Source organism: Pseudomonas sp. Ors-4-3C, assembly GCF_055755035.1.
Genome location: NZ_CM146900.1, coordinates 2,845,144 through 2,869,236 on the forward strand (window position 1 = coordinate 2,845,144; position 24,093 = coordinate 2,869,236).

A 24,093-nucleotide genomic window follows, 5' to 3' on the forward strand; every position below is an offset into this window, starting at 1 on the left:
AAAGGCATTGCAGGAGCGCTCCATGATTCGGCTCACCGCTGAACTCACCCCGGCTGGCACCAGTTACCTGGCGACCGGCCAAGGCCAGCCCGTGGTCTTGATCCACGGCGTGGGCCTGAACAAAGAAATGTGGGGCGGCCAGATCGTTGGCCTGTCTGCCCAATACCGGGTGATCGCCTACGACATGCTCGGCCACGGCGCCAGCCCGCGCCCGGCCAGCGGCACCGGCCTGCTCGGTTATGCCGATCAGTTGCTGGAGCTGCTCGATCACCTGAATCTGCCTCAGGCAGCGGTGATCGGTTTCTCCATGGGCGGGCTGGTGGCGCGGGCGTTTGCCCTGCACTACCCGGAGCGCCTGCAAAGCCTGGTGGTGCTCAACAGTGTGTTCAACCGCAGCGAAGAACAGCGTGCCGGGGTTATCGCCCGGACCGCGCAGGCGGCTGAACACGGGCCGGATGCCAACGCCGAAGCGGCGCTGTCACGCTGGTTCAGCCGTGAATATCAGGCGGCCAACCCGGCGCAGATCGCGGCCATTCGCCAGACCCTGGCCGGCAACGATCCGCAGGGTTACCTGACCACCTACGAATTGTTCGCGACCCAGGACATGTACCGCGCCGACGACCTGGGCAGTATTCAGGCGCCGACGCTGATCGCCACCGGCGAACTCGACCCCGGGTCCACCCCGGAAATGGCCGAGCAACTGGCCCGACGCATCCCCGGCGCGAAGGTTGCGGTGCTGCCCGAGCAACGGCATATGATGCCGGTAGAGTCGCCGCGCCTGGTCAACCAGACGCTGCTGGAATTTCTCGAATACGCACACTCCCGACAAAACCATATAAAGGGGATCGTTGCATGACACTCGCACGCTTCCAGATGTGCATCGGCGGAGAATGGGTCGACGCCCTCTCCGGCAAGACCTTCGAAAGCCTCAACCCGGCCAGCGCGCAAGCCTGGGCCGAACTGCCTGACGCCGGTGAAGCCGATGTCGAACGCGCCGTGCAAGCGGCGCAGACGGCTTTCGACAGCCCGGCCTGGCGCGGCCTCACCGCCACCGCCCGCGGCAAACTGCTGCGGCGTCTCGGTGACCTGATCGCGGACAACAAGGAACAACTGGCGCAGCTGGAAAGCCGCGACAACGGCAAACTGATCCGCGAAACCCGTGGTCAGGTCGGCTATCTGCCGGAGTTCTTCCATTACACCGCAGGCTTGGCCGACAAGCTCGAAGGCGGCACCCTGCCGCTGGACAAGCCCGACCTGTTTGCCTACACCGTGCACGAAGCGATGGGTGTGGTCGCCGCGATCATTCCGTGGAACAGCCCGCTGTACCTGACCGCGATCAAACTGGCCCCGGCCCTCGCCGCCGGCAACACCATTGTGATCAAGCCGTCCGAACACGCTTCGGCGACCATCCTTGAGCTGGCGCGTCTGGCCCTCGAAGCCGGAATTCCGCCGGGCGTGGTCAACGTCGTCACCGGTTACGGTCCGAGCACCGGCGCCGCCCTCACCCGTCATCCGCTGATCCGCAAGATCGCCTTCACCGGCGGCGCGGCCACGGCCCGGCACGTGGTGCGCAGCAGCGCCGAAAACTTCGCCAAGCTGTCGCTGGAACTGGGCGGCAAGTCGCCGAACATCATCTTCGCCGACGCCGATCTGGACAGCGCGATCAACGGCGCGATTGCCGGGATCTATGCGGCCTCGGGCCAGAGCTGCGTGTCCGGCTCACGTTTGTTGGTGCAGGACGAAATCTACGACGAGTTCGTCAACCGCCTGGTCGAACGCGCCCAGCGCATCCGCATCGGCAACCCGCAGGAAGACCACAGCGAAATGGGCCCGATGGCCACCGCGCAGCAACTGGCGGTGGTCGAAGGGCTGGTGGCCGATGCCATCGCTGAAGGCGCGCGTTTGCGCACCGGCGGCAAGCGTCCGGCGGATCTGGGTGACGGCTGGTTCTACGAGCCGACGCTGTTCGAGTGCGACCGCAACTCGATGAAGATCATGCAGGAAGAAGTCTTCGGCCCGGTGGCTTCAGTGATTCGCTTTAAAGACGAGGCCGAGGCGCTGGCGATTGCCAACGACTCGCAGTTCGGCCTCGCCGCCGGCATCTGGACCCGCGATCTGGGCCGTGCCCATCGCCTGGCGCGCGACGTGCGTTCGGGGATCATCTGGGTCAATACCTACCGTGCAGTGTCGGCGATGGCGCCGATCGGCGGCTTCAAGAACAGTGGCTATGGACGCGAAAGCGGCATCGATTCGGTGCTGGCCTACACCGAACTGAAAACGGTGTGGATCAATCTCTCTCAGGCCCCGATGCCTGATCCGTTTGTGATGCGCTAGGAGTCCTGCGACATGATCGAACCCGGCATTTACAAAGACGTCATGAGCTCGTTTCCGTCCGGGGTCACGGTGGTCACCACCCTCGACCCGGAGGGCGCCATCGTCGGCATCACCGCCAGCGCCTTCAGCGCGCTGTCGATTGATCCGGCGCTGGTGCTGTTCTGCCCCAACTACGCCTCCGACACCTACCCGGTGCTGCGCGACAGCAAGAAATTCGCGATCCATTTGCTGTCCGCCGACCAGACCGCCGAGGCCTACGCCTTCGCCGGTAAAGGCAAGGACAAGGCCAAGCACATCGAGTGGCATTTGAGCGAACTCGGTAACCCGATCCTCGCCAAGGCCACGGCGATCATCGAGTGCGAGTTGTGGCGAGAATACGACGGTGGTGATCACGCGATCATTGTCGGCGCGGTGAAGAACCTGATCCTGCCCGAGCAGCCGGTGACGCCGATGATTTATCACAAGGGCAAGCTCGGGCCGTTGCCAACATTGGCCTGATGGATACACAGGTCCCCGTGTGGGAGCGGGCTTGCTCGCGAATGCGGTGGATCATTCAACATTGATGTCGACTGACACGACGCTTTCGCGAGCAAGCCCGCTCCCACAAGGAGAACCAGGGTGACAGGAGGAATGATGAGCAACGAAAAGTACGAAAAAGGCCTGAAGATCCGCACCCAGGTGCTGGGCGAAGCCTACGTGCAGCGTTCAATAGAGAACGCCGACGACTTCACCCGTCCATTGCAGGAAATGGTCACCGAATACTGCTGGGGCCATGTCTGGGGGCGTGAGGGTTTGTCGCTCAAGGAGCGCAGCATGATCAACCTGGCGATGATCTCGGCGCTCAACCGCCCGCACGAACTCAAGCTGCATGTGCGCGGCGCCTTGCGTAACGGCCTGAGTCGTGAGCAAATACGCGAAATTCTGCTTCAGGTCGGTATTTATTGCGGCGTCCCGGCAGCCGTGGACAGTTTCCGGCTCGCCCGTGAAGCCTTCGCCGAAGCCGACGCCGAGGCCTCCAGTTAACCCCTCGGCTGTTTTGATGCCCGTCTGGCATGGACAGCCACAGTAAAGAGCGGACCCCATGAAACGCCAGCCACTCGACGACAGCTTCAAGGTCAATCGCAACCCCGTTACCCTGCGCGAAATCGTGCTGGATAAACTGCGTAGCGCGATCATGAATTTTCAGCTCATGCCCGGCGATCGTCTGGTGGAGCGCGATCTGTGCGATCGCCTCGGTGTCAGTCGCACATCGGTGCGCGAAGCCTTGCGTCACCTGGAGTCCGAAGGTCTGGTCGAGTTCGCCGATGCCAAAGGCCCACGGGTGGCGATCATCACTCTCGCCGATGCGGTCGACATCTACGAGCTGCGCTGCGTGCTCGAAGGCCTGATCGTCCAGCTGTTCACCCTGCGCGCCAAGGCCAAGGACATCAAGGCCCTGGAAAAAGCCCTCGACGAGAACCGCAAGGCACTCAAGGACGGCGAACTGCAACAGGTGATCGACTCGGTGCAGGGCTTTTACGACGTGCTGCTCGAAGGCTCGGGCAACCATGTCGCGGCCACTCAACTGCGCCAGTTGCAGGCACGCATCAGCTACCTGCGGGCGACTTCGGTGTCCCAGGAAAACCGTCGCGGCGCGAGTAATCAGGAAATGGAAAAAATGGTCGAGGCGATCAAGAGCGGTGATGCGCTGGCGGCGCATCAGGCCTGCGTCGATCACGTGCGCGCCGCGGCCGCCGTGGCCCTCGATTACCTCAAACGCAAACAGGAAGAGACCGGCGCGACGCCTAACATCACCCTGCCGATCGCGCTGAAAGAACCGCGCATAGGTCACTGACATGTTCAGCCCGAGCTTTTGCCCGAAATGCGGTGGCCCTGACCTCGGTCAGCAGGTACCGCCGGGCGATACGCACGAGCGCCTGATGTGCCGCGGCTGCGGCTATATCCACTACGTCAATCCGAAGATCATCGCCGGCTGCATCATCGAGCAGGACGGCAAATACCTCTTGTGCCAACGGGCGATCCCCCCGCGTCCGGGCACCTGGACGCTGCCGGCCGGCTTCATGGAAAGCGGCGAGACCACCGAGCAGGCGGCGCTGCGTGAAGTCTGGGAAGAAAGCGGCGTGCGCGCGGAAATCGTCTCGCCCTACTCGATTTTCAGCGTGCCGAAGATCAGCGAGGTGTACATCATCTTCCGCGCCCTCGCGCTGGAGATCACCGGCCAGTTCGGCCCGGAAACCCTGGACTACAAATTCTTCGCCCCCGAGGACATTCCGTGGGACAAGATCTATTACCCGGCGATCCGGCAGATCCTCGAGCGCTATATCGAGGAGCGTCAGGCCGGGGTGTATGGGATCTATATGGGCAATGATGACAGCGGGAAAATCCACTTCATCCGCTGATCACCACCTATCCCCCTGTGGGAGCGGGCTTGCTCGCGAAGGCGGTCAATCATTCGACATTTCTATCGACTGACACGACGCCTTCGCGAGCAAGCCCGCTCCCACAGGGGATTTGGGGTGTTGCTTAAAGTGGAGCAATGCCCTCGACAATGACGATCTCCGCCCTCGCCCATTCCTCGCGATAACTTTTCGCCTCCTGATACGCCGCCGAGTGGTAGCACGCCAGCGCCTGCTCGTAGCTCTCGAACTCGATCACCACGCTACGCTGAGGCGTAGCCCTGCCCTCCAGCGCCTGGCTGCGCCCGCCCCTGGCCAGAAAATTCGCGCCGAATTCGGCAAACGCCTTCGGTGCGCGCTGGGTGTATTGGCTGTAGTGCTCGGCATCGTCGACATCCACGTGGGCAATCCAGTACGCCTTCATAGTGACCTCTTTGTTGATTTTGTATTATGGTATACCAATATATTTCCAACAAACCCTGAGAGTCCAGCATGGCCTTCAACAGCATCGAAGAAATCCTCGAAGATTATCGCCTCGGCAAAATGGTCCTGCTGGTCGATGACGAAGATCGGGAAAACGAAGGCGACCTGCTGCTGGCCGCTGACTGCTGCACGCCCGAGGCGATCAGCTTCATGGCGCGTGAGGCGCGCGGGCTGATTTGCCTGACGCTGACCGACGAGCACTGCCAGCGCCTGGGCCTTGAGCAAATGGTGCCGAGCAACGGCAGCGTGTTCAGCACCGCGTTTACCGTGTCGATTGAAGCGGCAGTCGGCGTCACCACCGGCATCTCTGCGGCTGACCGCGCGCGAACTGTCGCTGCCGCGGTGGCGAAAGACGCCCGTGCTGAAGACCTGGTGCAGCCCGGGCACATCTTCCCGCTGCGCGCCAAGGAAGGTGGCGTGCTGACCCGCGCCGGCCACACCGAGGCCGGATGCGACTTGGCCCGCCTCGCCGGTTTCACCCCGGCCTCGGTGATCGTCGAGGTGATGAACGATGACGGCACCATGGCCCGGCGTCCGGATCTGGAAGTATTCGCCCGTAAGCACGGGATCAGGATCGGCACCATCGCTGACTTGATCCACTACCGTCTGAGCACCGAGCACACCATTGAGCGCATCGGCGAACGCGAGCTGCCGACGGTGCATGGCACGTTCCGCCTGATCACCTTTGAAGACCGCATCGAGGGCGGCGTGCACATGGCAATGGTCATGGGCGATCTGCGTCGCGAAGAGCCGACGCTGGTGCGCGTGCATGTGATCGATCCGCTGCGTGATCTGGTCGGCGCCGAATACAGCGGGCCGAGCAACTGGACGCTGTGGGCGGCGCTGCAACGGGTCGCGGCTGAAGGTCATGGCGTCGTGGTGGTGCTGGCCAACCATGAATCGTCCCAGGCATTGCTTGAGCGCGTACCGCAATTGACCCAGCCGCCGCGACAGTTCAGTCGTTCGCAATCGCGGATTTACTCCGAGGTCGGTACCGGGGCGCAGATTCTGCAGAATCTGGGGGTGGGCAAGCTGCGGCATCTGGGGCCGCCGCTGAAGTATGCGGGGCTGACCGGGTATGACCTGGAGGTGGTGGAGAGTATCCCCTTCAGCGAATAACTCCACAGAACACCACGTTCCCCTGTGGGAGGGGGCTTGCTCCCGAAGGCGCCGTATCAGTCGACATCAATGTTGAATGACCCAACGCATTCGCGAGCAAGCCCGCTCCCACAAGGGGTTTTGCGTTTCAGCCCCATTTCCTCGAACGACAAAAAAGGGCTCCGCCAGATAACCGGTAAGGCAAAGTGCTTGCACAAAGTTTGGAATACCATAATATGATATTCCATAGACCGAACGACCTGAAAAACCGTCCGGCTACTGCTCCCGACAGGCGGGCAACAACGCAAGCCCGCTCAAAAACACAACAATGAGGGCGTGAAAATGGTGTTGAACAAAGCTGCAACCGCAATCCTTTTTGCGGGACTGCTGAGCGTGACCGGCCAGGCTGCAATGGCCGCCGAAAGCGTGAACTTCGTCAGCTGGGGCGGTAGCACCCAGGATGCGCAGAAACAGGCCTGGGCCGATCCGTTCAGCAAGGCCAGTGGCATCACCGTGGTGCAGGACGGCCCGACCGACTACGGCAAACTCAAAGCCATGGTCGAAAGCGGCAACGTGCAGTGGGACGTGGTCGATGTCGAAGCCGATTTCGCCCTGCGCGCCGCGGCCGAAGGCCTGCTCGAACCTCTCGACTTCAAAGTCATTCAGCGCGACAAGATCGACCCGCGTTTCGTCAGCGACTACGGCGTCGGCTCGTTCTTCTTCTCCTTCGTCCTCGGCTACAACGAAGGCAAGCTCGGCGCGGCCAAGCCGCAAGACTGGACCGCGCTGTTCGACACCAAGACCTACCCCGGCAAACGCGCCCTGTACAAATGGCCAAGCCCCGGCGTGCTCGAACTGGCGCTGCTGGCCGACGGCGTGCCGGCCGACAAGCTCTACCCGCTGGACCTTGATCGCGCCTTCAAGAAACTCGACACCATCAAGAAAGACATCGTCTGGTGGGGCGGCGGCGCGCAGTCGCAGCAACTGCTGGCCTCCGGTGAAGCGAGCATGGGCCAGTTCTGGAACGGCCGCATTCACGCCCTGCAGGAAGACGGCGCACCCGTCGGCGTGAGCTGGAAACAGAACCTGGTCATGGCCGACATTCTGGTGATTCCAAAAGGCTCGAAAAACAAGGACGCGGCGATGAAGTTTCTGGCCAACGCCAGCAGTGCCAAAGGCCAGGCCGACTTCTCCAACCTGACCGCCTACGCCCCGGTCAACGTCGACAGCGTGGCGCGCCTGGACTCGGTGCTGGCCCCGAACCTGCCGACTGCCTACGCTAAGGATCAGATCACTCTTGATTTCGCGTACTGGGCCAAGAACGGTCAAGCCATCGCGACACGGTGGAACGAATGGCTGGTCAAATGAAAATGGCGGCCACCGCGTCCCGTCCCTCCACTGCCACCGGGAGCGCCACGAGCGCTGCCGGTCCGGCCACAGGCAAGGCGAGTGCAATGGCGCAAGCCCCATCCCTCAGACAACGCTGGCGCGGCGCCGGCAACCTCGTGCCGGCACTGCTGTTCCTCGGCCTGTTCTTTCTCGCGCCGTTGATTGGCCTGCTGTTGCGCGGCGTGCTCGAACCGACCCCGGGCCTTGGCAACTATGAACAACTGTTCGCCAACTCGGCGTATGCACGGGTGCTGCTCAACACCTTTTCGGTGGCCGGACTGGTAACGATTTTCAGCCTGTTGCTGGGCTTTCCGCTGGCCTGGGCGATCACTCTGGTGCCGCGCGGCTGGGGCCGCTGGATTCTCAATATCGTGTTGCTGTCGATGTGGACCAGCCTGCTCGCCCGCACCTATTCGTGGCTGGTGCTGTTACAAGCCTCGGGCGTGATCAACAAGGCGCTGATGGCGCTGGGGATCATCGATCAGCCGCTGGAAATGGTGCACAACCTGACCGGCGTGGTGATCGGCATGAGCTACATCATGATCCCGTTCATCGTCCTGCCGTTGCAGGCGACCATGCAGGCCATCGACCCGATGATCCTGCAGGCCGGCTCGATCTGCGGCGCCAGTCCGTGGACCAACTTTTTCCGGGTGTTCCTGCCGCTGTGCCGGCCAGGTCTGGCGTCCGGCGGGTTGATGGTGTTCGTGATGTCGCTCGGGTACTACGTCACCCCGGCGCTGCTCGGCGGGGCGCAGAACATGATGCTGCCGGAGTTCATCATTCAGCAGGTGCAATCGTTCCTCAACTGGGGCCTGGCCAGTGCCGGCGCCGCGTTGCTGATCGCGATCACCCTGGTGCTGTTCTACTTCTACCTGAAGCTTCAGCCGGAATCCCCGGTTGGCGCCAGCAACGCGAGGTAAGCCGAGATGCTCCTGACTCCCAATGCCATGAGCCGGCGGATGCGCTTCGGCTTGTATGCAACCACCGGGCTGATCGGTTTGTTCCTGCTGTTGCCGATCGTGTTCATCGTTCTGCTGTCGTTCGGCTCGTCGCAGTGGCTGGTGTTCCCGCCGCCGGGCTGGACGCTGAAATGGTACGGCCAGTTCTTCTCCAACGCCGACTGGATGAACGCCGCTGCGGCCAGCCTCAAGGTTGCCGTGCTGACCACGATCTGCGCCGTGGCCCTCGGTCTGCCAACCGCGTTTGCTCTGGTACGCGGGCGTTTTCCCGGTCGGGAAATGCTCTACGGCCTGTTCACCCTGCCGATGATCGTGCCGCTGGTAATCATCGCGGTGGCGGTGTACGCGCTGTTTCTCAAGCTCGGTTACACCGGGACCATGTTTGCGTTCGTGGTCAGCCATGTGATCGTCGCGCTGCCGTTCACCATCATCTCGATCATCAACTCGCTGAAGCTGTTCGATCAGTCGATTGAAGACGCGGCGGTGATCTGCGGCGCCTCACGCTTGCAAGCGGTGTTCAAGGTGACCTTTCCGGCGATCCGCCCGGGCATGGTCGCCGGCGCCCTCTTCGCCTTCCTGGTGTCGTGGGACGAAGTGGTGCTCAGCGTGATGATGGCCAGCCCGACCCTGCAAACCCTTCCCGTGAAAATGTGGACCACTTTGCGCCAGGACCTGACCCCGGTGATCGCCGTCGCTTCGACGCTGCTGATCGGCCTGTCGGTGTTGGTCATGGTGATCGCCGCCGCGCTGCGCCGGCGCAACGAAATCAGCGCTTGAGCGCCCAGGAGTACGACATGAGTGCCGTGATCAAAGACGCATCCCAGCAGAACGACAAACCCCTGGTCAGCCTGCGCAATCTGAACAAGCACTACGGCGACTTTGCCGCCGTCGACAACATCTCGCTGGACATCAAGGACGGCGAGTTCCTGACCTTCCTCGGCTCCAGCGGCTCGGGCAAAAGCACCACGCTGTCGATGCTCGCCGGCTTCGAAACCCCGAGCAGCGGCGAGATCCTGGTCAACGGTCAGTCGCTGGTCAACGTGCCGCCGCACAAACGCGACATCGGCATGGTGTTCCAGCGTTATTCGCTGTTCCCGCATCTGTCGGTGCGCGACAACATCGCTTTCCCGTTGGCGATTCGCAAACTCGCTGCCGCCGAACGTGACAAGCGTGTCGATGCCATGCTGAAACTGGTGCAGCTCGAACAGTTCGCCCATCGCCGCCCTTCGCAGTTGTCTGGCGGACAACAGCAACGCGTCGCCATCGCCCGGGCGCTGGTCTATGAGCCACGGATTCTGCTGATGGACGAACCGCTCGGCGCGCTGGATAAAAAACTGCGTGAAGACTTGCAGGATGAACTGCGCCAGCTGCATCGGCGCCTGGGCATCACCATCGTCTACGTCACCCACGATCAGGAAGAAGCGATGCGTCTCTCGCAGCGCATCGCGATTTTCAGTCACGGCAAGATTGTTGGTTTGGGCAGCGGTTATGACCTGTATCAGAACCCGCCGAATGCGTTTGTTGCGTCGTTCCTCGGCAACTCGAACTTCCTCAAGCTCAAGGCCCAAGGCAATGCGGCGGCGAGCTTTGAGGGGCAGTCGTTGTCGATTCGCCTGACTGCCGGCTTGCACACCGAGCAGGATGTGCTGCTGATGGTGCGCCCGGAAAAAGCTGTGGCGCTGAGCGTGCAGCAGGCGAGCGACGAGCCGTTGGCCGCCGGTTGGAATGAAGTGTCGGCCAAGGTCATGGAGGTGCTATTTCTTGGCGAAAGCCAGACCTGCAGCGTGGTGACGTCGGGCGGTACTTCGATGACGGTTAAAGCGCTGTCGGCGGCGGGCATGCCGCTCAAGGCTGGCGATCCGGTGCGAGTGCGCTGGGCTACGGCGGACGCCTGCGTCTACACCGAATGGACCGACAGCGACCTCAACAAAGCCGCCGGGGCCCACTGAGGATCTCGGTAACACCGCAAATCCCCTTGTGGGAGCGGGCTTGCTCGCGAAGGCGGTGTGTCAGTCACTGTTTATGTTGAATGACACACCGCTTTCGCGAGCAAGCCCGCTCCCACAGTTTTTTTGTGGCGCTTAGCTAATAGGTGCAAACCCTTCAATCTGATCCGGCCACGCCGTCAGGATTTCGAAGCCGGTCTCCGTCACCGCGACCATATGCTCCCACTGCGCCGACAGCGAGCCGTCTTTGGTCAGCACCGTCCAGCCGTCCGGCATGTTCTTCACATGGCGCTTGCCGGCATTGAGCATCGGCTCAATGGTGAAGATCATCCCCGCCTTGAGCTTCATGCCCTGATTGGGAAAGCCGTAATGCAGGATCTGCGGTTCATCGTGATACACCTTGCCAATGCCATGCCCGCAATACTCTCGCACCACGCTGAAACCTTCGCTCTCCGCCAGGCTCTGGATCGCATGACCGATGTCGCCCAGTGTCGCGCCCGGACGCACCATGCGAATGCCCGCACACATCGCGTCGTAGGTGGTTTTGATCAGGTGTTGTGCTTCAGGCGTCGCCTCGCCGACCACGTACATGCGGCTGGTGTCGCCGAACCAGCCATCCTTGATCACCGCGATGTCGAGGTTGACGATGTCGCCATCCTTCAGCGGCGTGCCCGACGGGATGCCGTGGCACACCACGTCGTTGACCGAAGCGCAGACGGTTTTCGGGAAACCGTGATAACCGACGTTGGCCGGAATCGCTTTCTGCACGTTGACGATGTAGTCGTTGCACAACCGATCCAGCTCATCGGTAGTCACCCCGGCCTTGACGTGCGGCACCAGCATCGCCAGCACGTCGGCGGCCAGCTTGCCGGCAGCACGGGACTGGGCGATTTCGGCGGGGGTATTGATCTTGATCTGGTTTCTCATGCGCTGACGGCTTCCTGAGTCAGTTGATGCAGATCCAGCCCGCCGTTCTGTTCGGCGCGGATCAGCAAGCGGCAAATGGCGCTGTGGTCGAGGTTGGGGTGCAACTCGGCGAGCATGCCGATGCGCATCCAGTGCTCGGCCTGCGCGTTGATCGAGCGGCTGAGCGCGTTGCTGGAGATGCGCAGGTTTTCGTGCATGTCTTCTGAAATCTTTACGATGCCCATATCCGAATCCGATACGAAGTATATATGGATCGTATATTAGCCAGACGACGCCCACGATTGCAAACCTTGCGTAGGGATTGCCAAATCGCGGGCAAAAAAAAGCTGCCCAAAGAGGCAGCAAAAACTTTAAGAACACGCGATGTATTGGGCTCAGGATAGTCGCCGGATAATGACAGTGTCATGACAGCCGATAATTCACTGAACCGCCCCTGCCCCGTCATCAGGATGTCATCAAGCGCACCGCAGAATCCTCGCAAACCGTCTTGAGCCTTCGACGGATGCTTTGCAGGGATTCCCATGAAAGAAGACGCCTCGCTGTTTGCCGCCATCGACCTGGGTTCGAATGCGTTTCGGATGATGATCGGTCAGTCGGTGCGCAGTCGTAAGGGTTTCATGATTCAGGAGGTCAAAACCCTGCGTGAACCGGTGCGGTTGGCCGAGGGCTTCGATGGCGGTGCGCTGGACGAAATGGCGCTGGATCGTGGCTGGCAGGCGCTGGCGCGGTTCGGCAAGAAACTGCGCGGGTTCGAGGCCGGCAAGGTGCGGGCAGTGGCGACCAGCGCGGTGCGCGAGGCCGACAATGCGCAATTGTTTCTGCACAGTGCCGAACGTCATCTGGGTTTTCGCATCGACGTCATCTCCGGCCATGAAGAGGCGCGACTGGTCTATGCCGGCGTCGCCCATACCCTGCCGGGCGCTGAAGACATGCGCCTGGTGGTCGACATCGGCGGTGGTTCCACCGAGCTGATTCTCGGCCAGGGTTCGCAGCCACTGCTCACCGAAAGCATCGCCATCGGCAGCGGCACTCTGGGTGCACGCTACTTCCCTGACGGACGGATTGCGCCCGGTGCGCTGCAGGAAGCCGAGCGCGTGGCGATCCTGCAATTCGAGAAAGTCGCCCGCCGTTATCGCGCTCAGGGCTGGCAACAGACCATTGGCTCGTCGGGCACGGCGCGGATGCTGGCCAAAGTGCTCAAGGCCAATCGCTTGAACGATTTCGGTCAGGACGGCATTACCTATGGCGGGTTGTTGCGTTTGTCGCTGTTGCTGCTGAAAGTGAAGAACGTTCAGCAATTGAAGCTGGCAGGTTTGCAGTCGCATCGCCAGAGCATTTTGCCCGGTGGGCTGGTGCTGATGCTGGCGGCGTTCAAGGTGTTTGGCATTTCGCAGATGGTGCCGTCGGAACCGGGGCTGCGCCTGGGTGTGTTGCACGGCTTGATGAGCCGTCACTGACACCCTGCACACTCCAGTGTGGGAGCGGGCTTGCTCGCGAAGGCGGAGTGTCAGTCGAAAATTATTTAGCTGACACTCCGCTTTCGCGAGCAAGCCCGCTCCCACAGAGACGGAGTTAGCGCTTTACGCCAATTCTTTGCGCAACTGGCGGGCAGCGGCAACCATGTGCACCAACGCCGCTTCTGTCTCCGGCCAGCCACGGGTTTTCAAGCCGCAATCCGGATTGACCCACAACCGTTCCGCCGGAATCCGCTGCGCTGCCTTGCGCAGCAGGTTGGCCATTTCCGAAGCATCCGGCACCCGTGGCGAGTGGATGTCGTAGACGCCCGGGCCGATCTCGTTCGGGTAATCGAAGGCCTCGAACGCCTCCAGCAGTTCCATGTCCGAGCGCGAGGTTTCGATGGTGATCACGTCGGCGTCCATCGCGGCGATGGACTCGATCACATCATTGAATTCGCTGTAGCACATGTGCGTGTGGATCTGCGTTTCGTCGCGTACACCGGAGGCACACAGGCGGAACGCTTCGGTTGCCCAGTCCAGATAGTGCTGCCATTGCGCGCGGCGCAGCGGCAGACCTTCGCGGAATGCGGCTTCGTCGATCTGCACGATCCTGATCCCGGCGGCTTCCAGATCCACCACTTCGTCACGGAGCGCCAGCGCCAGTTGCCGCGCCTGCACTTCACGGGACACATCTTCGCGCGGGAACGACCACATCAGCATGGTCACAGGCCCCGTCAGCATGCCTTTCATGACCTTGCCGGTCAGGCCCTGCGCGTAGCGAATCCACTCCACGGTCATGGCTTGCGGACGGCTCAAATCACCGAAGATCACCGCCGGTTTCACGCAGCGCGAACCGTAGCTCTGTACCCAGCCAAAACGGGTGAACGCGTAGCCGTCGAGTTGCTCGGCGAAGTACTCGACCATGTCGTTGCGCTCGGCTTCACCGTGCACCAGCACATCGAGGCCCAACTGTTCCTGGATTTGTACGGCGTGGCGAATTTCGCTGTACATGGCTTCGGTGTATTCGGCTTCGCTGAGCTTGCCTTGCTTGAACGACTGCCGCGCCAGACGGATCGACGCGGTTTGCGGGAACGAACCGATAGTCGTGGTCGGAAACAGCGGCAGATCAAGACCGGCGCGTTGTTGGGCAATGCGCTGGGTAAATGGCGATTGGCGCTGACTGTCCTGCGCGGTAATGGCCGCCACACGGGCCTGCACCGCCGGTTTATGAATGCGTGGCGAGGCGGCGCGACTGGTCTGCACCGAGCGACTTTGGGCCAAGGCGCGCAGCACTTTCGGCGCTTCCGGCTGGTTGACCGCCTGCGCCAGCACCGCGACTTCCTCGCACTTCTGCACGGCAAACGCCAGCCAGCTTTTCAACTCCGCATCGAGTTTGTCTTCACGGCCCAGATCCACCGGGCTGTGCAGCAACGAGCAGGACGGCGCGACCCACAGGCGATCACCCAGGCGCTCATGTGCATGCTGCAAAGTCGCCAGCGCATGTTCCAGATCGCAGCGCCAGACGTTGCGACCGTTGACCACACCCAGCGACAGCACTTTATAGGCCGGCAGGCGATCAAGGATGGTCGGATACTGTTCCGCTGCACGCACCAGATCGATGTGCAGGCCATCGACCGGCAGATTGGCGGCCAGACCGAGGTTTTCTTCCAGACCACCGAAGTAGGTGGCGAGCAGTTTCTTCAGCGGATCACGCTGGATCTGGTTGTAGGCACGCTCGAAAGCGTTCTTCCACTCCTGCGGCAAGTCGAGCACCAGAATCGGCTCGTCGATCTGCACCCATTCCACGCCGAGGGCGGCAAGCCGCGCGAAAATCTGCCCGTACAGCGGCAGCAGGCGATCGAGCAGTTCCAGCTTGTCGAACTCGGCGCCTTTGGCCTTGCCCAGCCACAAATAAGTCAGTGGCCCGATGATCACCGGTTTGACGTTATGCCCCAGTGCGCGGGCTTCTTCGACCTCTTCGAACAACTGCTCCCAGCCGAGCTGGAACTGTTGATCAACGCTGAATTCCGGGACCAGATAGTGGTAGTTGGTGTCGAACCACTTGGTCATTTCCTGCGCGTGCGCACCGCCGCAGCAACTGTCGCTGACGCCACGGGCCATGCTGAACAGGGTCTGCAGGCTGGCCTTGCCATCGTGCGGACGGAAACGCTCGGGGATCACCCCGAACATCAGCGAGTGGGTCAGCACCTGGTCGTACCAGGCGAAATCGCCCACCGGCAGCAGCTCGATCCCGGCGTTCTTCTGCAACGCCCAGTGGGCCTTGCGCAACTCGCGACCCACTTCACGCAGGCCGGCCTCGTTCAGTTCTCCTTTCCAGAACGCCTCTTGCGCTTTTTTCAGTTCGCGGTCGCGACCGATGCGCGGAAATCCGAGTGAATGGGCCAGTGCCATGACAAACAACTCCAATGTCTTGTTGATGGCGGCCATTGTCGGGATCGAGCGCTAGTGAGACAAACTCATTTTAATCTTGATGATCACGAGTTTCTCTCATGATCAGTCATCAGCTGTGTGCTCGCTTAAAACACCGTTTGCCCTGCAGGATATTCGTCCGCATATCAAGCTGTGGGGGACGGTTACGACGCCCTTTGAATACTCAATGGCGCCTTGATGTAAACCCTCTGGAACCCAGCCTTTGCAGGCTTCGATTCTGTTCTATGGTTAGATCGAAATGGCTGTATCGGCGGCTGACTAAAGGTTGCGACAGATCATGTCTGCGCCTATGTTGCACGCGAGCTTTTCCCCGCGAATGGAACGCGATCAACACCACTACAAGAGGTGAAGAAATGTCAAAGGATTCACGCCCTGCCGTACTTGGGCTGATCGGCAATACGCCGCTGGTACAAGTTACCCGCTTCGATACCGGCCTCTGCACACTGTTTCTCAAACTGGAATCACAAAACCCCGGCGGCTCGATCAAGGACCGCGTCGGTCTGGCGATGATCGATGCCGCTGAACGCGACGGCCGCCTGCAACCGGGTGGCACCATCGTCGAGGCCACCGCCGGCAACACCGGTCTGGGCCTGGCACTGGTCGGTCGCGCTAAAGGCTACCGCGTGGTGCTGGTAGTCCCGGACAAAATGTCCACCGAGAAAGTCCTGCACTTGAAAGCCATGGGCGCCGAAGTGCACATCACCCGCTCGGACGTCGGCAAGGGCCACCTCGAGTATTACCAGGACGTGGCCGCACGACTGGCAAAAGACATTCCCGGCGCGTTCTTCGCCGACCAGTTCAACAACCCCGCCAACCCGCTGGCACACGAGTGCAGCACCGCGCCGGAGATCTGGGCGCAGACCGAGCATGATCTGGACGCGATCGTGGTCGGTGTCGGTTCCTCCGGCACTCTGACCGGCCTGAGTCGCTTCTTCAAACGCGTACAACCGGATCTGGAGATGGTCCTCGCCGACCCGGTCGGTTCGGTAATGGCTCAGTACAGCCGTGACGGTACGATGCCGACCCCCGGTTCGTGGGCGGTGGAAGGCATCGGCGAAGATTTCATTCCGTCGATCACCGACCTCAGCAGCGTGCGCCACGCCTACTCGATCAGCGATGAAGAAAGCTTCGACCACGCGCGCCAGTTGCTGCGCGCCGAAGGCATTCTCGGTGGCTCGTCGACCGGCACCCTGCTCGCCGCCGCGCTGCGTTACTGCCGCGAACAGACCGAGCCGAAACGCGTGGTCAGCTTCGTCTGCGACACCGGCACGCGTTATCTGTCGAAGGTCTACAACGACCAGTGGATGACCGATCAGGGCCTGTTGCAGCGCAAACGCTATGGCGACCTGCGCGATCTGATCGCCCGACGTTTCGAAGATGGCCGCGTGATCAGCGTCGGCCCTGACGACACCTTGCTGACGGCGTTCCAGCGCATGCGTCTGGCGGACGTTTCGCAACTGCCGGTGCTGGTTGAAGGCAAACAACTGGTCGGCGTGATCGACGAATCGGACATCCTGCTGCCCGTGCACGAAGACGCCGCGCGCTTCAGTCAGTCGGTCTCCAGCGTGATGACCGACAAGCTGCAAACCCTCGCCCCCGGTGCGCCCCTTTCTGAGCTGGAATCAGTGCTCAGTCGCGGCCTGGTGGCGATCATCGCCGACGCCTCGGGCTTCCACGGCCTGATCACCCGCACCGACATGCTCAACCAATTACGGAGATCCCTCGCATGAGTCAGCACGACGATAAATCCCAAGGCTTCGCGACCCGGGTGATCCACGCCGGGCAAGAGCCTGACCCGACCACCGGTGCGCTGATGCCGCCGATCTACGCCAACTCCACGTACCTGCAAGACAGCCCCGGCGTACACAAGGGCTTCGACTACGGGCGCTCGCACAACCCGACGCGCTTTGCCCTGGAGCGCTGTGTGGCGGATCTGGAAGGTGGCACCCGCGCCTTCGCTTTCGCTTCCGGGCTGGCGACGATTTCCACTGTCCTCGAACTGATCGATGCCGGATCGCACGTGATCTCCGGCAATGACCTGTACGGCGGCACGTTCCGCCTGTTCGACAAGGTGCGCCAGCGCAGTGCCGGGCATCGTTTCAGCTACGTCGATCTGACTGACCTGTCGGCGTTCGAAGCGGCGCTGCAGGACGACACACGCCTGGTGATTGTCGAGTCCCCGACCAACCCGCTGCTGAGCCTGTCGGATCTGGCCGCGATTGCGCGCATCTGCCGTGCACGCGGGATCATCAGCGTCGCCGACAACACCTTTGCCAGCCCGTACATTCAGCGCCCGCTGGAACTGGGTTTCGACATCGTGCTGCACTCGACCACCAAGTACCTGAACGGTCACTCCGACGTGATCGGTGGTATCGCAGTGGTTGGGCAGAACCCTGAACTGGCGGAAAAACTCGGCTTCCTGCAAAACGCGGTCGGCGCGATCTCCGGCCCGTTCGACGCATTCCTGACCCTGCGCGGGGTAAAAACCCTGGCGCTGCGCATGGAGCGTCATTGCAGCAACGCGCTGGAACTGGCCAAGTGGCTGGAACAGCAACCGCAGGTCAAACGCGTCTACTACCCGGGCCTGCCGTCGCACCCGCAACATGAGTTGGCCAAGCGGCAGATGCACGGTTTTGGCGGGATGATCTCGGTGGATCTGAACAGTGATCTGGAGGGCGCACGGCGCTTTCTGGAAAACGTGAAGATCTTCGCCCTGGCCGAAAGCCTCGGCGGTGTCGAAAGCCTGATCGAGCACCCGGCGATCATGACCCACGCGACCATTCCCGCTGAAACCCGCGCAAAACTTGGAATCGGCGATGGCCTGGTGCGTCTGTCGGTGGGTGTCGAAGACCTCGAAGACCTGCGCGCCGATCTGGCGCACGCACTGACGAAAATCTGATCCTGCAACAACGACAAAGCCCGCAGCAATGCGGGCTTTGGTGTTCGAGCAGGCGGCCAGTGCTGGTCTCTGGCTTACAAGGTTTATCGGGCCTCTCACAGTACAAAAGCAACCATGGAAAAAGAGCGGTGCTCTGCTGCCTCACACGGCATAAGGGCTGGATCTCAGCGCGGAGATCTTTCTAACCGTGTACCCTTCGGAACGCGCCCCACGTCCCCTTGCTATCCGCTTGCGCATCAGTCTGCGTCTTCGCCTACATCCTTGAGCCTAGCAAAAGCCACAAGATCCGCCTCAGTGTTTTTAGACTGATTTCCTTTTTTGCACCGGCCTGCAAGGAAGCGAAACGACTATCGCCTCAGGTCGCACTAGCACATTTGTGCTAATCGACCGCCCCGCCACCCGGCGTTATATTCCCTCGCAACCCCCGATGCTCCCCAACATTGCCGCTGTGCAGTGCGCGGGATCGTTGTGCCTGGAAATCAGAACAACACCAAGGAAGAAACACCATGAAACTGCATTCCAACCTCTGCAGAGTGGCCATCGTCAGCGCTCTGCTGCTTGGCGCCAGCGGCTGCCAGACCGCCAAGCCCACCGAAGCCAGCATGAAAGAGCGGGCCCAGACGGTCATCGGTAAACCGGTGTCGAAAATCGACAACATCCGCAGCGACAGTACCCTCACCTACTACACCGCCTACACCCCGGCCGGCGAGTACAACTGCGAGTTGCCCAGCGGCGCGATTGTCGCCGTGGCGAGCATGGGCATCATGAGCCCGCCACTGTCGTGCCTGCCGAAAGGCGCCTCGCCGATTCCGTTCCAGTAATCCCTCATCCCCGGTAAAGGACTATGTTCCATCATGAAAACCCTGATCGCAACTCTCACCCTCACCGCCCTCGCCCTGAGCGGCTGCGCCACGCCCAAACAGTGGGAAGCCACCGGCGGCAGCAAGAACGACGGTGTCGTCCAGGTCTCCTATGAATTGGGCCAGTTTGAAAGCGGCCAAACCAACGCCGCGCAAGGCCTGACTGTCGCGATGGAGCGCTGCAAGACCTGGGGCTACAAGAACGCCGAGGTGACCGGTTCGGAGAAAAATATCTGCCGCACCATGGGCCAGTTCAACTGCCTGCAAACCACCATCACTCAGGACTACCTCTGCAAGCGTTGAAATCAGACCTGCTCGGCCGGCTCGGTTTGCCGGTCGCGCAGGGTTCGCAAGGTCGCGCGCAGCTCGGCCGGGCGTACCGGTTTGGACAGGATGGCAATTTGGCGGTCGTGCAAGGCCGCCTGTATTTTCTCGATGTCATGCCCGGTGATGATCATCGCCGGCACCGCAAAACCACGCTGGCGCCGCACAGCGTCAATGCACTCGATACCCGTGGAATGCGTTCCCAGATCGTAATCGGCGACGATGATGTCGCAATCGGTGACCAGACCCTGTCCGCTCAACTCGCCCTGCACCACGCAGCCCCAGCGCTCCAGCAGCGCGGACGTCGCCAGCAACACGTTGCGGTCATCTTCCACCAGACACACCTTCAGCCCGGTCAACAGGCCGACCTGCCGCACATCGTCACGATTGACCGGCAACTGGGGTGCCATGGCCAGCGGCAAGCCGTACAGCGTGACCGCCGTGCCGCGCCCAAGCTGCGAGCGCAACGCGACATCGACGCCAATCAACTGCCCCAGACGCTTGACGATCGACAGCCCGAGGCCGACGCCTTCCACGTCTTTGTCGCGCACCTGACGCACCCGATAAAACTCCTCGAACACTTTCGGCAGATGCTCCTCGGCAATGCCGTTGCCGCGGTCATAAATCACGATGGCCAGCCCGGCGCCGCGTTTGCGCACGCCAATCAGCACCGGGCGTTGCGCGCCGTACTTGAAGCAGTTGGAGAGCACGTTCTGCACCATGGTCGCGAGCAATGCCGGATCGCTCTGCACCCAGTGTTTGCACGGGCGCAGACGCAACTCCACGCCGGCCCAGCGCGCGGCCTCGGCGTTCTGGCGGATCAGGTCGGCCAGCCACTCGCCGAGATTGAACACCTGCAGCCTCGGCAGGATGCGCCCGTTGTCGAGGGTGTAAAGGTCGAGAATCGAACGGAACAACTGCGAGACGTTGAGCAACGAACGGTCGATGTTGTCGACCAGTTGCCGCTCCTGCTCGCCCAGCCGCGACTCGCGCAGGCACGCCGTAAACAGACCGATGGAGTGAATCGGTTGACGCAGATCGTGACTGGCCTGGGCGAGAAACCGCGACTTTTCCAGATTGGCCGCGACGGCTTCTTCCGACGCCTTGCGCGTGCGCTCCAGCAGCAAGTGCGCGTAGAACGGGATCACCGTGCTGGTGAGCATCAACATCAACACCATGAACGGTTGCGCCTGCCACACCGGCGTCAAGCGATACACCGCCAGCAGCGCCACCAGCGCCAGACCGGTGGCAATCGCCAGATAGCGCGAGCCGTAGCGCATGCCGTTGCCCAGATTGACCCAGATGATCACTGCATACAGCGGCAACGCCGCTTCACCGCCGAGCACCAGGCCGAAACAGGTGCCGGTGTAATCGTGGACCATGCCGAAAATCCGCCGCGCCGGGTAATGCCCGGGCCAGCGCGCAATGGCCTGGCGCAAGCCGACCGACACCAGCAGAAACACGAAGATGTAAGTCATTACCGGCAGATAAGTATCGAAGCGCTGACCCGGCAGCAAACCGAGCACGCCGATGTAAACCATGGCAATGCTGGCGATGATGATCCGCAGATTGGCCTGGTCGAGTTCGGTGTTTTTCTCGAACTTCATGGGCAACGTCCTTGTGCAACAGTCGTCAGATTCAACACCAATCGACAGGCGACCCTGGCGCGCGGTGCTATGGTGCATGCCATAAACAACACTGATCCAGGGAGGGTCACGCCATGACATGCCGCATCATCATAGCCGACGATCACCCGATGTTTCGCGAGGCCATGCTGCGCACCGTGCAGCGCCTGCTGCCCGAAGCGACTATCGAAGAAGCCGGGGACCTCGACGCCGTGCTGGCCTTGCTGCCCAACGGCAGCGAACCGGACACGTTGATTCTCGACCTGCGCTTCCCTGGCCTGACCTGCATCAGCCAACTCGCCGACCTGCGCCGAAAACTGCCGCGCACCACGCTGATCGTGGTGTCGATGGTCGACGACGAGGCGCTGATCAGTGAAGTGATGGCGGCCGGCATCGACGGTTTCATCGGCAAGAACATCGCCCCGGATGAGATCGGCGAAGCGATTCTGGCGATCCGTGAAGGCGAAGTGCTGGTCAGGTTTGCGCCTTCCGGGCTGTTGCCGCTGGAGACCGGCACCGCCCTCACCCCGCGTCAGCAGGATGTGTTGCGGCTGATCGCCCAAGGCAAGACCAACAAGGAAATCGCCCGGGAACTGGATATCTCGCCGTTCACCGTGCGCATCCATGTGTCGTCGTTGTTGCGCACGCTCAATGTGCCGTCGCGGGCAGCCGCGGCGGTGAAGTATTCGGGAGGCAGTGGCGCAATTTAAATGAACCCTGCGCGCCGAGGCTCACCTAACTGAAAGACCATCAGGAGGTAGCCCATGCAAATTGAACCCGTCTGGATCGTACTCGCCGCCGTTCTTGTGCTCATTGAATTGTGGGCGATCAACCGGGTGCGCAAAAGCGCCGGTAAAGGCAGCAACAAAGGCGTGTGGATTATCGCCATCGTGTTCGTGCCGTTGTTTGGCCTGATCGCCTGGGCACTGGCCGGGCCGAAACACGTTACTCAGGATTGACACAACAAAATCCCCTGTAGGAGCTGCCGCAGGCTGCGATCTTTTGATCTTGAAAGTCAAAAGATCGCAGCCTGCGGCAGCTCCTACAGGGAAGCAGTGTTTATGGATCAACCTGCGCCATCAACTCCGGCACCGATTCCGGCCGCTTGGCATAACGCTGCGCCAGCACCGCACAAACCATTAGCTGAATCTGATGGAACAGCATCAGCGGCAGAATCAACACGCCGATGGTGCTGCCGGCAAACAACACCTGCGCCATCGGCACGCCGGTGGCCAGACTCTTCTTCGAACCGCAGAACAGAATGGTGATGCGATCCTCCTGACTGAAGCCGAACGCCTTGCCCAGCAGGGTCGACGCCAGCAGCACCAGCGCCAGCAGGATGCAGCAGACCACCACCAACCCCAGCAGATCGACCACCGGGATCTGATGCCAGATGCCTTCGTTGACCGCCTCGCTGAACGCGCTGTAAACCACCAGCAGAATCGAACCCTGATCGACAAACTTCAGCCAGTTCTTGTTGCGTCCGACCCACGCACCGATCCAGCGGCGAGCGATTTGCCCGGCAATGAACGGCAGCAGCAGTTGCACGCTGATCTTCAGGATCGCATCGAGGGTCGAGCCGCCATCGCCGTGTACGTTCAACAGCAGGGTCACCAGTAACGGCGTGAGGAAAATCCCGAACAGGCTCGAGGCCGCCGCACTGCAGATCGCTGCCGGAATATTGCCCCGGGCCAGCGAGGTGAAGGCAATCGCCGACTGCACGGTGGCGGGCAACGCGCAGAGGTAGAGCATGCCCATGTACAGCTTGTCGCCTATCAGCGGAGACAGCAGCGGTTTCAATGCCAGGCCGAGGATCGGGAACAGCACAAAGGTCAGGCCGAACACCAACAGGTGCAGGCGCCAGTGGCCGGCACCGGCGATGATTGATTCACGCGACAGTTTGGCGCCGTGGAGGAAGAACAGCAGCGCGATGGCAATGTTGGTCAGCCAGCCAAACCCCACCGCGACCTGCCCGCTGGCCGGCAGGAAACTGGCCAGCAGCACGACGCTGATCAGGGTCAGGGTGAAGTTGTCGGGCAGGAATCTTGGGCGGGTCATGGTTTGCTCATCCGGGGGTTGCCAGTACGTGATTGCGACTCTAACGTGAGTGGGAATTACCGACTAACGCCGAAGAGCCAACAGATGCCGCCTAAAGGACATGAGAAAAGCTTCCGGCGCAGCATTCCCGGACTGCCCAGCCTGCCGCGTCCTCTATACGGGCGCACCGAATCGCTGCCCAATCGTGCACTGACCCGGCGCCACAGTCACCCGTGGGTGCAATTGTCTTACGCGATTCAGGGTGTGCTCGAAGTGCAGACCGGCGCTGGGCGCTTCGTTGCCCCACCGGAGCGCGCGGTGTGGATTCCGGCGGGCGTACCGCACCGTGTGTTCAGCTCGCCGCACACGGAAATGCGCAGCCTGTACATCGACTGCAGCGTGGCCGGCTGGGCGCTTGAACGTTGTCATGTGTTGGGCGTCAGCGACCTGTTGCGCGAGCTGATTCGCGCGTTCAGTCTGGTCCCGGTGGAGTACGACGAGCGCGGCGCGCATGGCCGCCTGGCCCAGGTGATCCTCGATCAACTGGCCGAGGCGCCGCAGATCGACCTGATGCTGCCATTGCCCCAGGACAGCCGTCTGCGACAAATCTATCAAAGCCTGGAGCAACATCCGGAACAGCAGACCATGCTGCACCATTGGAGCGACAAATTCGGCGTCACCGAAAAAACCCTCAGCCGCCTGTTTTTACGTGACACCGGCCTGACCTTCCGTGCCTGGCGTCAGCGCTTGCGATTGCTGGGCGCACTGACCCCGCTGGAACGTGGCGAACGCGTCACCGACGTGGCTCTGGCCTGCGGTTATGACTCGACCTCGGCTTTCATCGCTGCGTTCCGGCAACAGTTTGGCGAGACACCGGGGGAATTTTTTCGCTGAGTTTGTCGATATTT

General features: G+C 61.5%; 25 protein-coding genes. 19 read left to right on the forward strand and 6 right to left on the reverse strand.

What is annotated here, in order from left to right; all coding sequences use genetic code 11:
• Positions 1-22 precede the first annotated feature (22 nt).
• The 6 genes from ACVHNU_RS12580 to ACVHNU_RS12605 all read left to right on the forward strand — a co-directional run bounded on the left by ACVHNU_RS12580 (position 23) and on the right by ACVHNU_RS12605 (position 4,733).
• The gene (locus tag ACVHNU_RS12580) at positions 23-856 is read left to right on the forward strand and encodes an alpha/beta fold hydrolase (RefSeq protein ID WP_103484453.1); all 834 of its coding nucleotides are present in this window, start codon (positions 23-25) and stop codon (positions 854-856) included.
• Positions 853-2,334, forward strand: coding sequence for an aldehyde dehydrogenase (locus ACVHNU_RS12585; protein WP_473019881.1), 1,482 nt, complete (start codon positions 853-855; stop codon positions 2,332-2,334). Before ACVHNU_RS12580 ends, ACVHNU_RS12585 begins: the two co-directional genes overlap by 4 nt.
• A 12-nt stretch (positions 2,335-2,346) precedes the next feature.
• Positions 2,347-2,832: a flavin reductase family protein gene (locus ACVHNU_RS12590; RefSeq protein WP_003225715.1), complete on the forward strand. Its 486-nt coding sequence runs from the start codon at positions 2,347-2,349 to the stop codon at positions 2,830-2,832.
• A 135-nt stretch (positions 2,833-2,967) separates the two neighbouring features.
• On the forward strand, positions 2,968-3,357 hold the full coding sequence (locus tag ACVHNU_RS12595; protein WP_007968634.1) for a carboxymuconolactone decarboxylase family protein: 390 nt from the start codon (positions 2,968-2,970) through the stop codon (positions 3,355-3,357).
• A gap of 58 nt (positions 3,358-3,415) precedes the next feature.
• Entirely contained in the window at positions 3,416-4,168 is a 753-nt protein-coding gene (locus ACVHNU_RS12600) for a GntR family transcriptional regulator (RefSeq protein ID WP_045122494.1), read from the forward strand.
• Between the two features lies 1 nt (position 4,169).
• Positions 4,170-4,733, forward strand: coding sequence for an NUDIX hydrolase (locus ACVHNU_RS12605; protein ID WP_003225717.1), 564 nt, complete (start codon positions 4,170-4,172; stop codon positions 4,731-4,733).
• A gap of 124 nt (positions 4,734-4,857) precedes the next feature.
• Here ACVHNU_RS12605 and ACVHNU_RS12610 read toward each other — a convergent pair whose 3' ends face one another.
• Positions 4,858-5,154, reverse strand: a complete 297-nt coding sequence (locus tag ACVHNU_RS12610) for a DUF1330 domain-containing protein (RefSeq protein ID WP_473019882.1) — start codon at positions 5,152-5,154, stop codon at positions 4,858-4,860.
• A gap of 68 nt (positions 5,155-5,222) precedes the next feature.
• Between ACVHNU_RS12610 and ribBA the strand changes: the two genes are divergently transcribed.
• The 5 genes from ribBA to ACVHNU_RS12635 all read left to right on the forward strand — a co-directional run bounded on the left by ribBA (position 5,223) and on the right by ACVHNU_RS12635 (position 10,608).
• Positions 5,223-6,332, forward strand: a complete 1,110-nt coding sequence (gene ribBA, locus ACVHNU_RS12615) for a bifunctional 3,4-dihydroxy-2-butanone-4-phosphate synthase/GTP cyclohydrolase II (protein WP_041062555.1) — start codon at positions 5,223-5,225, stop codon at positions 6,330-6,332.
• 321 nt (positions 6,333-6,653) lie between these two features.
• Positions 6,654-7,679 carry an ABC transporter substrate-binding protein gene (locus ACVHNU_RS12620; protein ID WP_003225720.1) on the forward strand — a complete coding sequence of 342 codons (1,026 nt, stop codon included), beginning with the start codon at positions 6,654-6,656 and terminating at the stop codon, positions 7,677-7,679.
• Positions 7,676-8,620, forward strand: a complete 945-nt coding sequence (locus ACVHNU_RS12625) for an ABC transporter permease (protein ID WP_003225721.1) — start codon at positions 7,676-7,678, stop codon at positions 8,618-8,620. The genes ACVHNU_RS12620 and ACVHNU_RS12625 overlap by 4 nt, the downstream gene beginning before the upstream one ends.
• 6 nt (positions 8,621-8,626) lie before the next feature.
• A complete protein-coding gene (locus ACVHNU_RS12630; RefSeq protein ID WP_025111627.1) occupies positions 8,627-9,436 on the forward strand; it encodes an ABC transporter permease in 810 nt (269 codons plus the stop codon).
• Between the two features lie 17 nt (positions 9,437-9,453).
• Positions 9,454-10,608, forward strand: a complete 1,155-nt coding sequence (locus ACVHNU_RS12635) for an ABC transporter ATP-binding protein (RefSeq protein WP_103520848.1) — start codon at positions 9,454-9,456, stop codon at positions 10,606-10,608.
• Between the two features lie 132 nt (positions 10,609-10,740).
• Here the strand turns inward: ACVHNU_RS12635 and map are convergent, their stop codons facing one another.
• Together map and ACVHNU_RS12645 are read right to left on the reverse strand one after the other, a co-directional pair.
• Complete coding sequence (gene map / locus ACVHNU_RS12640; protein WP_473019883.1) at positions 10,741-11,532, reverse strand: type I methionyl aminopeptidase; 792 nt, start codon at positions 11,530-11,532, stop codon at positions 10,741-10,743.
• Positions 11,529-11,756, reverse strand: a complete 228-nt coding sequence (locus tag ACVHNU_RS12645) for a ParD-like family protein (protein WP_003225727.1) — start codon at positions 11,754-11,756, stop codon at positions 11,529-11,531. Before ACVHNU_RS12645 ends, map begins: the two co-directional genes overlap by 4 nt.
• Before the next feature lie 297 nt (positions 11,757-12,053).
• Here ACVHNU_RS12645 and ACVHNU_RS12650 point away from each other — a divergent pair, with 297 nt between their 5' ends.
• Positions 12,054-12,989: a Ppx/GppA phosphatase family protein gene (locus ACVHNU_RS12650; RefSeq protein WP_473019884.1), complete on the forward strand. Its 936-nt coding sequence runs from the start codon at positions 12,054-12,056 to the stop codon at positions 12,987-12,989.
• A gap of 123 nt (positions 12,990-13,112) precedes the next feature.
• On the opposite strand, the gene metE is transcribed toward ACVHNU_RS12650, so the two are convergent.
• Positions 13,113-15,401 carry a 5-methyltetrahydropteroyltriglutamate--homocysteine S-methyltransferase gene (metE, locus tag ACVHNU_RS12655; protein ID WP_201138501.1) on the reverse strand — a complete coding sequence of 763 codons (2,289 nt, stop codon included), beginning with the start codon at positions 15,399-15,401 and terminating at the stop codon, positions 13,113-13,115.
• Between the two features lie 392 nt (positions 15,402-15,793).
• Here metE and ACVHNU_RS12660 point away from each other — a divergent pair, with 392 nt between their 5' ends.
• The 4 genes from ACVHNU_RS12660 to yecR all read left to right on the forward strand — a co-directional run bounded on the left by ACVHNU_RS12660 (position 15,794) and on the right by yecR (position 19,502).
• Positions 15,794-17,170: a pyridoxal-phosphate dependent enzyme gene (locus ACVHNU_RS12660; RefSeq protein WP_473019885.1), complete on the forward strand. Its 1,377-nt coding sequence runs from the start codon at positions 15,794-15,796 to the stop codon at positions 17,168-17,170.
• Positions 17,167-18,339 (forward strand): cystathionine gamma-synthase, encoded by a 1,173-nt coding sequence (locus ACVHNU_RS12665; protein WP_103520846.1) that lies wholly within the window; start codon positions 17,167-17,169, stop codon positions 18,337-18,339. Before ACVHNU_RS12660 ends, ACVHNU_RS12665 begins: the two co-directional genes overlap by 4 nt.
• A gap of 506 nt (positions 18,340-18,845) precedes the next feature.
• Positions 18,846-19,160 (forward strand): hypothetical protein, encoded by a 315-nt coding sequence (locus ACVHNU_RS12670; protein ID WP_003225735.1) that lies wholly within the window; start codon positions 18,846-18,848, stop codon positions 19,158-19,160.
• Between the two features lie 33 nt (positions 19,161-19,193).
• Positions 19,194-19,502: a YecR family lipoprotein gene (gene yecR, locus ACVHNU_RS12675; RefSeq protein WP_003225737.1), complete on the forward strand. Its 309-nt coding sequence runs from the start codon at positions 19,194-19,196 to the stop codon at positions 19,500-19,502.
• 2 nt (positions 19,503-19,504) lie between these two features.
• On the opposite strand, the gene ACVHNU_RS12680 is transcribed toward yecR, so the two are convergent.
• Positions 19,505-21,130 carry an ATP-binding response regulator gene (locus tag ACVHNU_RS12680; protein ID WP_473019886.1) on the reverse strand — a complete coding sequence of 542 codons (1,626 nt, stop codon included), beginning with the start codon at positions 21,128-21,130 and terminating at the stop codon, positions 19,505-19,507.
• 113 nt (positions 21,131-21,243) lie between these two features.
• Between ACVHNU_RS12680 and ACVHNU_RS12685 the strand changes: the two genes are divergently transcribed.
• Together ACVHNU_RS12685 and ACVHNU_RS12690 are read left to right on the forward strand one after the other, a co-directional pair.
• Positions 21,244-21,858 (forward strand): LuxR C-terminal-related transcriptional regulator, encoded by a 615-nt coding sequence (locus tag ACVHNU_RS12685; protein ID WP_473019887.1) that lies wholly within the window; start codon positions 21,244-21,246, stop codon positions 21,856-21,858.
• Positions 21,859-21,912: 54 nt separating this feature from the next.
• Positions 21,913-22,107, forward strand: coding sequence for a PLDc N-terminal domain-containing protein (locus ACVHNU_RS12690; protein WP_262143602.1), 195 nt, complete (start codon positions 21,913-21,915; stop codon positions 22,105-22,107).
• 100 nt (positions 22,108-22,207) lie between these two features.
• Here the strand turns inward: ACVHNU_RS12690 and ACVHNU_RS12695 are convergent, their stop codons facing one another.
• A complete protein-coding gene (locus ACVHNU_RS12695) occupies positions 22,208-23,206 on the reverse strand; it encodes a bile acid:sodium symporter family protein (protein WP_103483297.1) in 999 nt (332 codons plus the stop codon).
• A gap of 84 nt (positions 23,207-23,290) precedes the next feature.
• Here ACVHNU_RS12695 and ACVHNU_RS12700 point away from each other — a divergent pair, with 84 nt between their 5' ends.
• The gene (locus tag ACVHNU_RS12700; protein WP_473019888.1) at positions 23,291-24,079 is read left to right on the forward strand and encodes an AraC family transcriptional regulator; all 789 of its coding nucleotides are present in this window, start codon (positions 23,291-23,293) and stop codon (positions 24,077-24,079) included.
• Positions 24,080-24,093: the final 14 nt, after the last annotated feature.

Bases quoted from the DNA above. Each gene is read 5' to 3' on its own strand.
- yecR (WP_003225737.1), top strand. From the start codon at position 19,194: ATGAAAACCCTGATCGCAACTCTCACCCTCACCGCCCTCGCCCTGAGC.
- ACVHNU_RS12595 (WP_007968634.1), top strand. From the start codon at position 2,968: ATGAGCAACGAAAAGTACGAAAAAGGCCTGAAGATCCGCACCCAGGTG.
- ACVHNU_RS12590 (WP_003225715.1), top strand. From the start codon at position 2,347: ATGATCGAACCCGGCATTTACAAAGACGTCATGAGCTCGTTTCCGTCC.
- ACVHNU_RS12685 (WP_473019887.1), top strand. From the start codon at position 21,244: ATGACATGCCGCATCATCATAGCCGACGATCACCCGATGTTTCGCGAG.
- ACVHNU_RS12630 (WP_025111627.1), top strand. From the start codon at position 8,627: ATGCTCCTGACTCCCAATGCCATGAGCCGGCGGATGCGCTTCGGCTTG.
- ACVHNU_RS12700 (WP_473019888.1), top strand. From the start codon at position 23,291: ATGCCGCCTAAAGGACATGAGAAAAGCTTCCGGCGCAGCATTCCCGGA.
- ACVHNU_RS12670 (WP_003225735.1), top strand. From the start codon at position 18,846: ATGAAACTGCATTCCAACCTCTGCAGAGTGGCCATCGTCAGCGCTCTG.
- metE (WP_201138501.1), bottom strand. From the start codon at position 15,401: ATGGCACTGGCCCATTCACTCGGATTTCCGCGCATCGGTCGCGACCGC.
- ACVHNU_RS12635 (WP_103520848.1), top strand. From the start codon at position 9,454: ATGAGTGCCGTGATCAAAGACGCATCCCAGCAGAACGACAAACCCCTG.
- ACVHNU_RS12645 (WP_003225727.1), bottom strand. From the start codon at position 11,756: ATGGGCATCGTAAAGATTTCAGAAGACATGCACGAAAACCTGCGCATC.
- ACVHNU_RS12585 (WP_473019881.1), top strand. From the start codon at position 853: ATGACACTCGCACGCTTCCAGATGTGCATCGGCGGAGAATGGGTCGAC.
- ACVHNU_RS12665 (WP_103520846.1), top strand. From the start codon at position 17,167: ATGAGTCAGCACGACGATAAATCCCAAGGCTTCGCGACCCGGGTGATC.
- ACVHNU_RS12690 (WP_262143602.1), top strand. From the start codon at position 21,913: ATGCAAATTGAACCCGTCTGGATCGTACTCGCCGCCGTTCTTGTGCTC.
- ACVHNU_RS12580 (WP_103484453.1), top strand. From the start codon at position 23: ATGATTCGGCTCACCGCTGAACTCACCCCGGCTGGCACCAGTTACCTG.
- ACVHNU_RS12680 (WP_473019886.1), bottom strand. From the start codon at position 21,130: ATGAAGTTCGAGAAAAACACCGAACTCGACCAGGCCAATCTGCGGATC.
- ACVHNU_RS12695 (WP_103483297.1), bottom strand. From the start codon at position 23,206: ATGACCCGCCCAAGATTCCTGCCCGACAACTTCACCCTGACCCTGATC.
- ribBA (WP_041062555.1), top strand. From the start codon at position 5,223: ATGGCCTTCAACAGCATCGAAGAAATCCTCGAAGATTATCGCCTCGGC.
- ACVHNU_RS12650 (WP_473019884.1), top strand. From the start codon at position 12,054: ATGAAAGAAGACGCCTCGCTGTTTGCCGCCATCGACCTGGGTTCGAAT.
- ACVHNU_RS12610 (WP_473019882.1), bottom strand. From the start codon at position 5,154: ATGAAGGCGTACTGGATTGCCCACGTGGATGTCGACGATGCCGAGCAC.
- ACVHNU_RS12600 (WP_045122494.1), top strand. From the start codon at position 3,416: ATGAAACGCCAGCCACTCGACGACAGCTTCAAGGTCAATCGCAACCCC.
- ACVHNU_RS12625 (WP_003225721.1), top strand. From the start codon at position 7,676: ATGAAAATGGCGGCCACCGCGTCCCGTCCCTCCACTGCCACCGGGAGC.
- ACVHNU_RS12660 (WP_473019885.1), top strand. From the start codon at position 15,794: ATGTCAAAGGATTCACGCCCTGCCGTACTTGGGCTGATCGGCAATACG.
- map (WP_473019883.1), bottom strand. From the start codon at position 11,532: ATGAGAAACCAGATCAAGATCAATACCCCCGCCGAAATCGCCCAGTCC.
- ACVHNU_RS12605 (WP_003225717.1), top strand. From the start codon at position 4,170: ATGTTCAGCCCGAGCTTTTGCCCGAAATGCGGTGGCCCTGACCTCGGT.
- ACVHNU_RS12620 (WP_003225720.1), top strand. From the start codon at position 6,654: ATGGTGTTGAACAAAGCTGCAACCGCAATCCTTTTTGCGGGACTGCTG.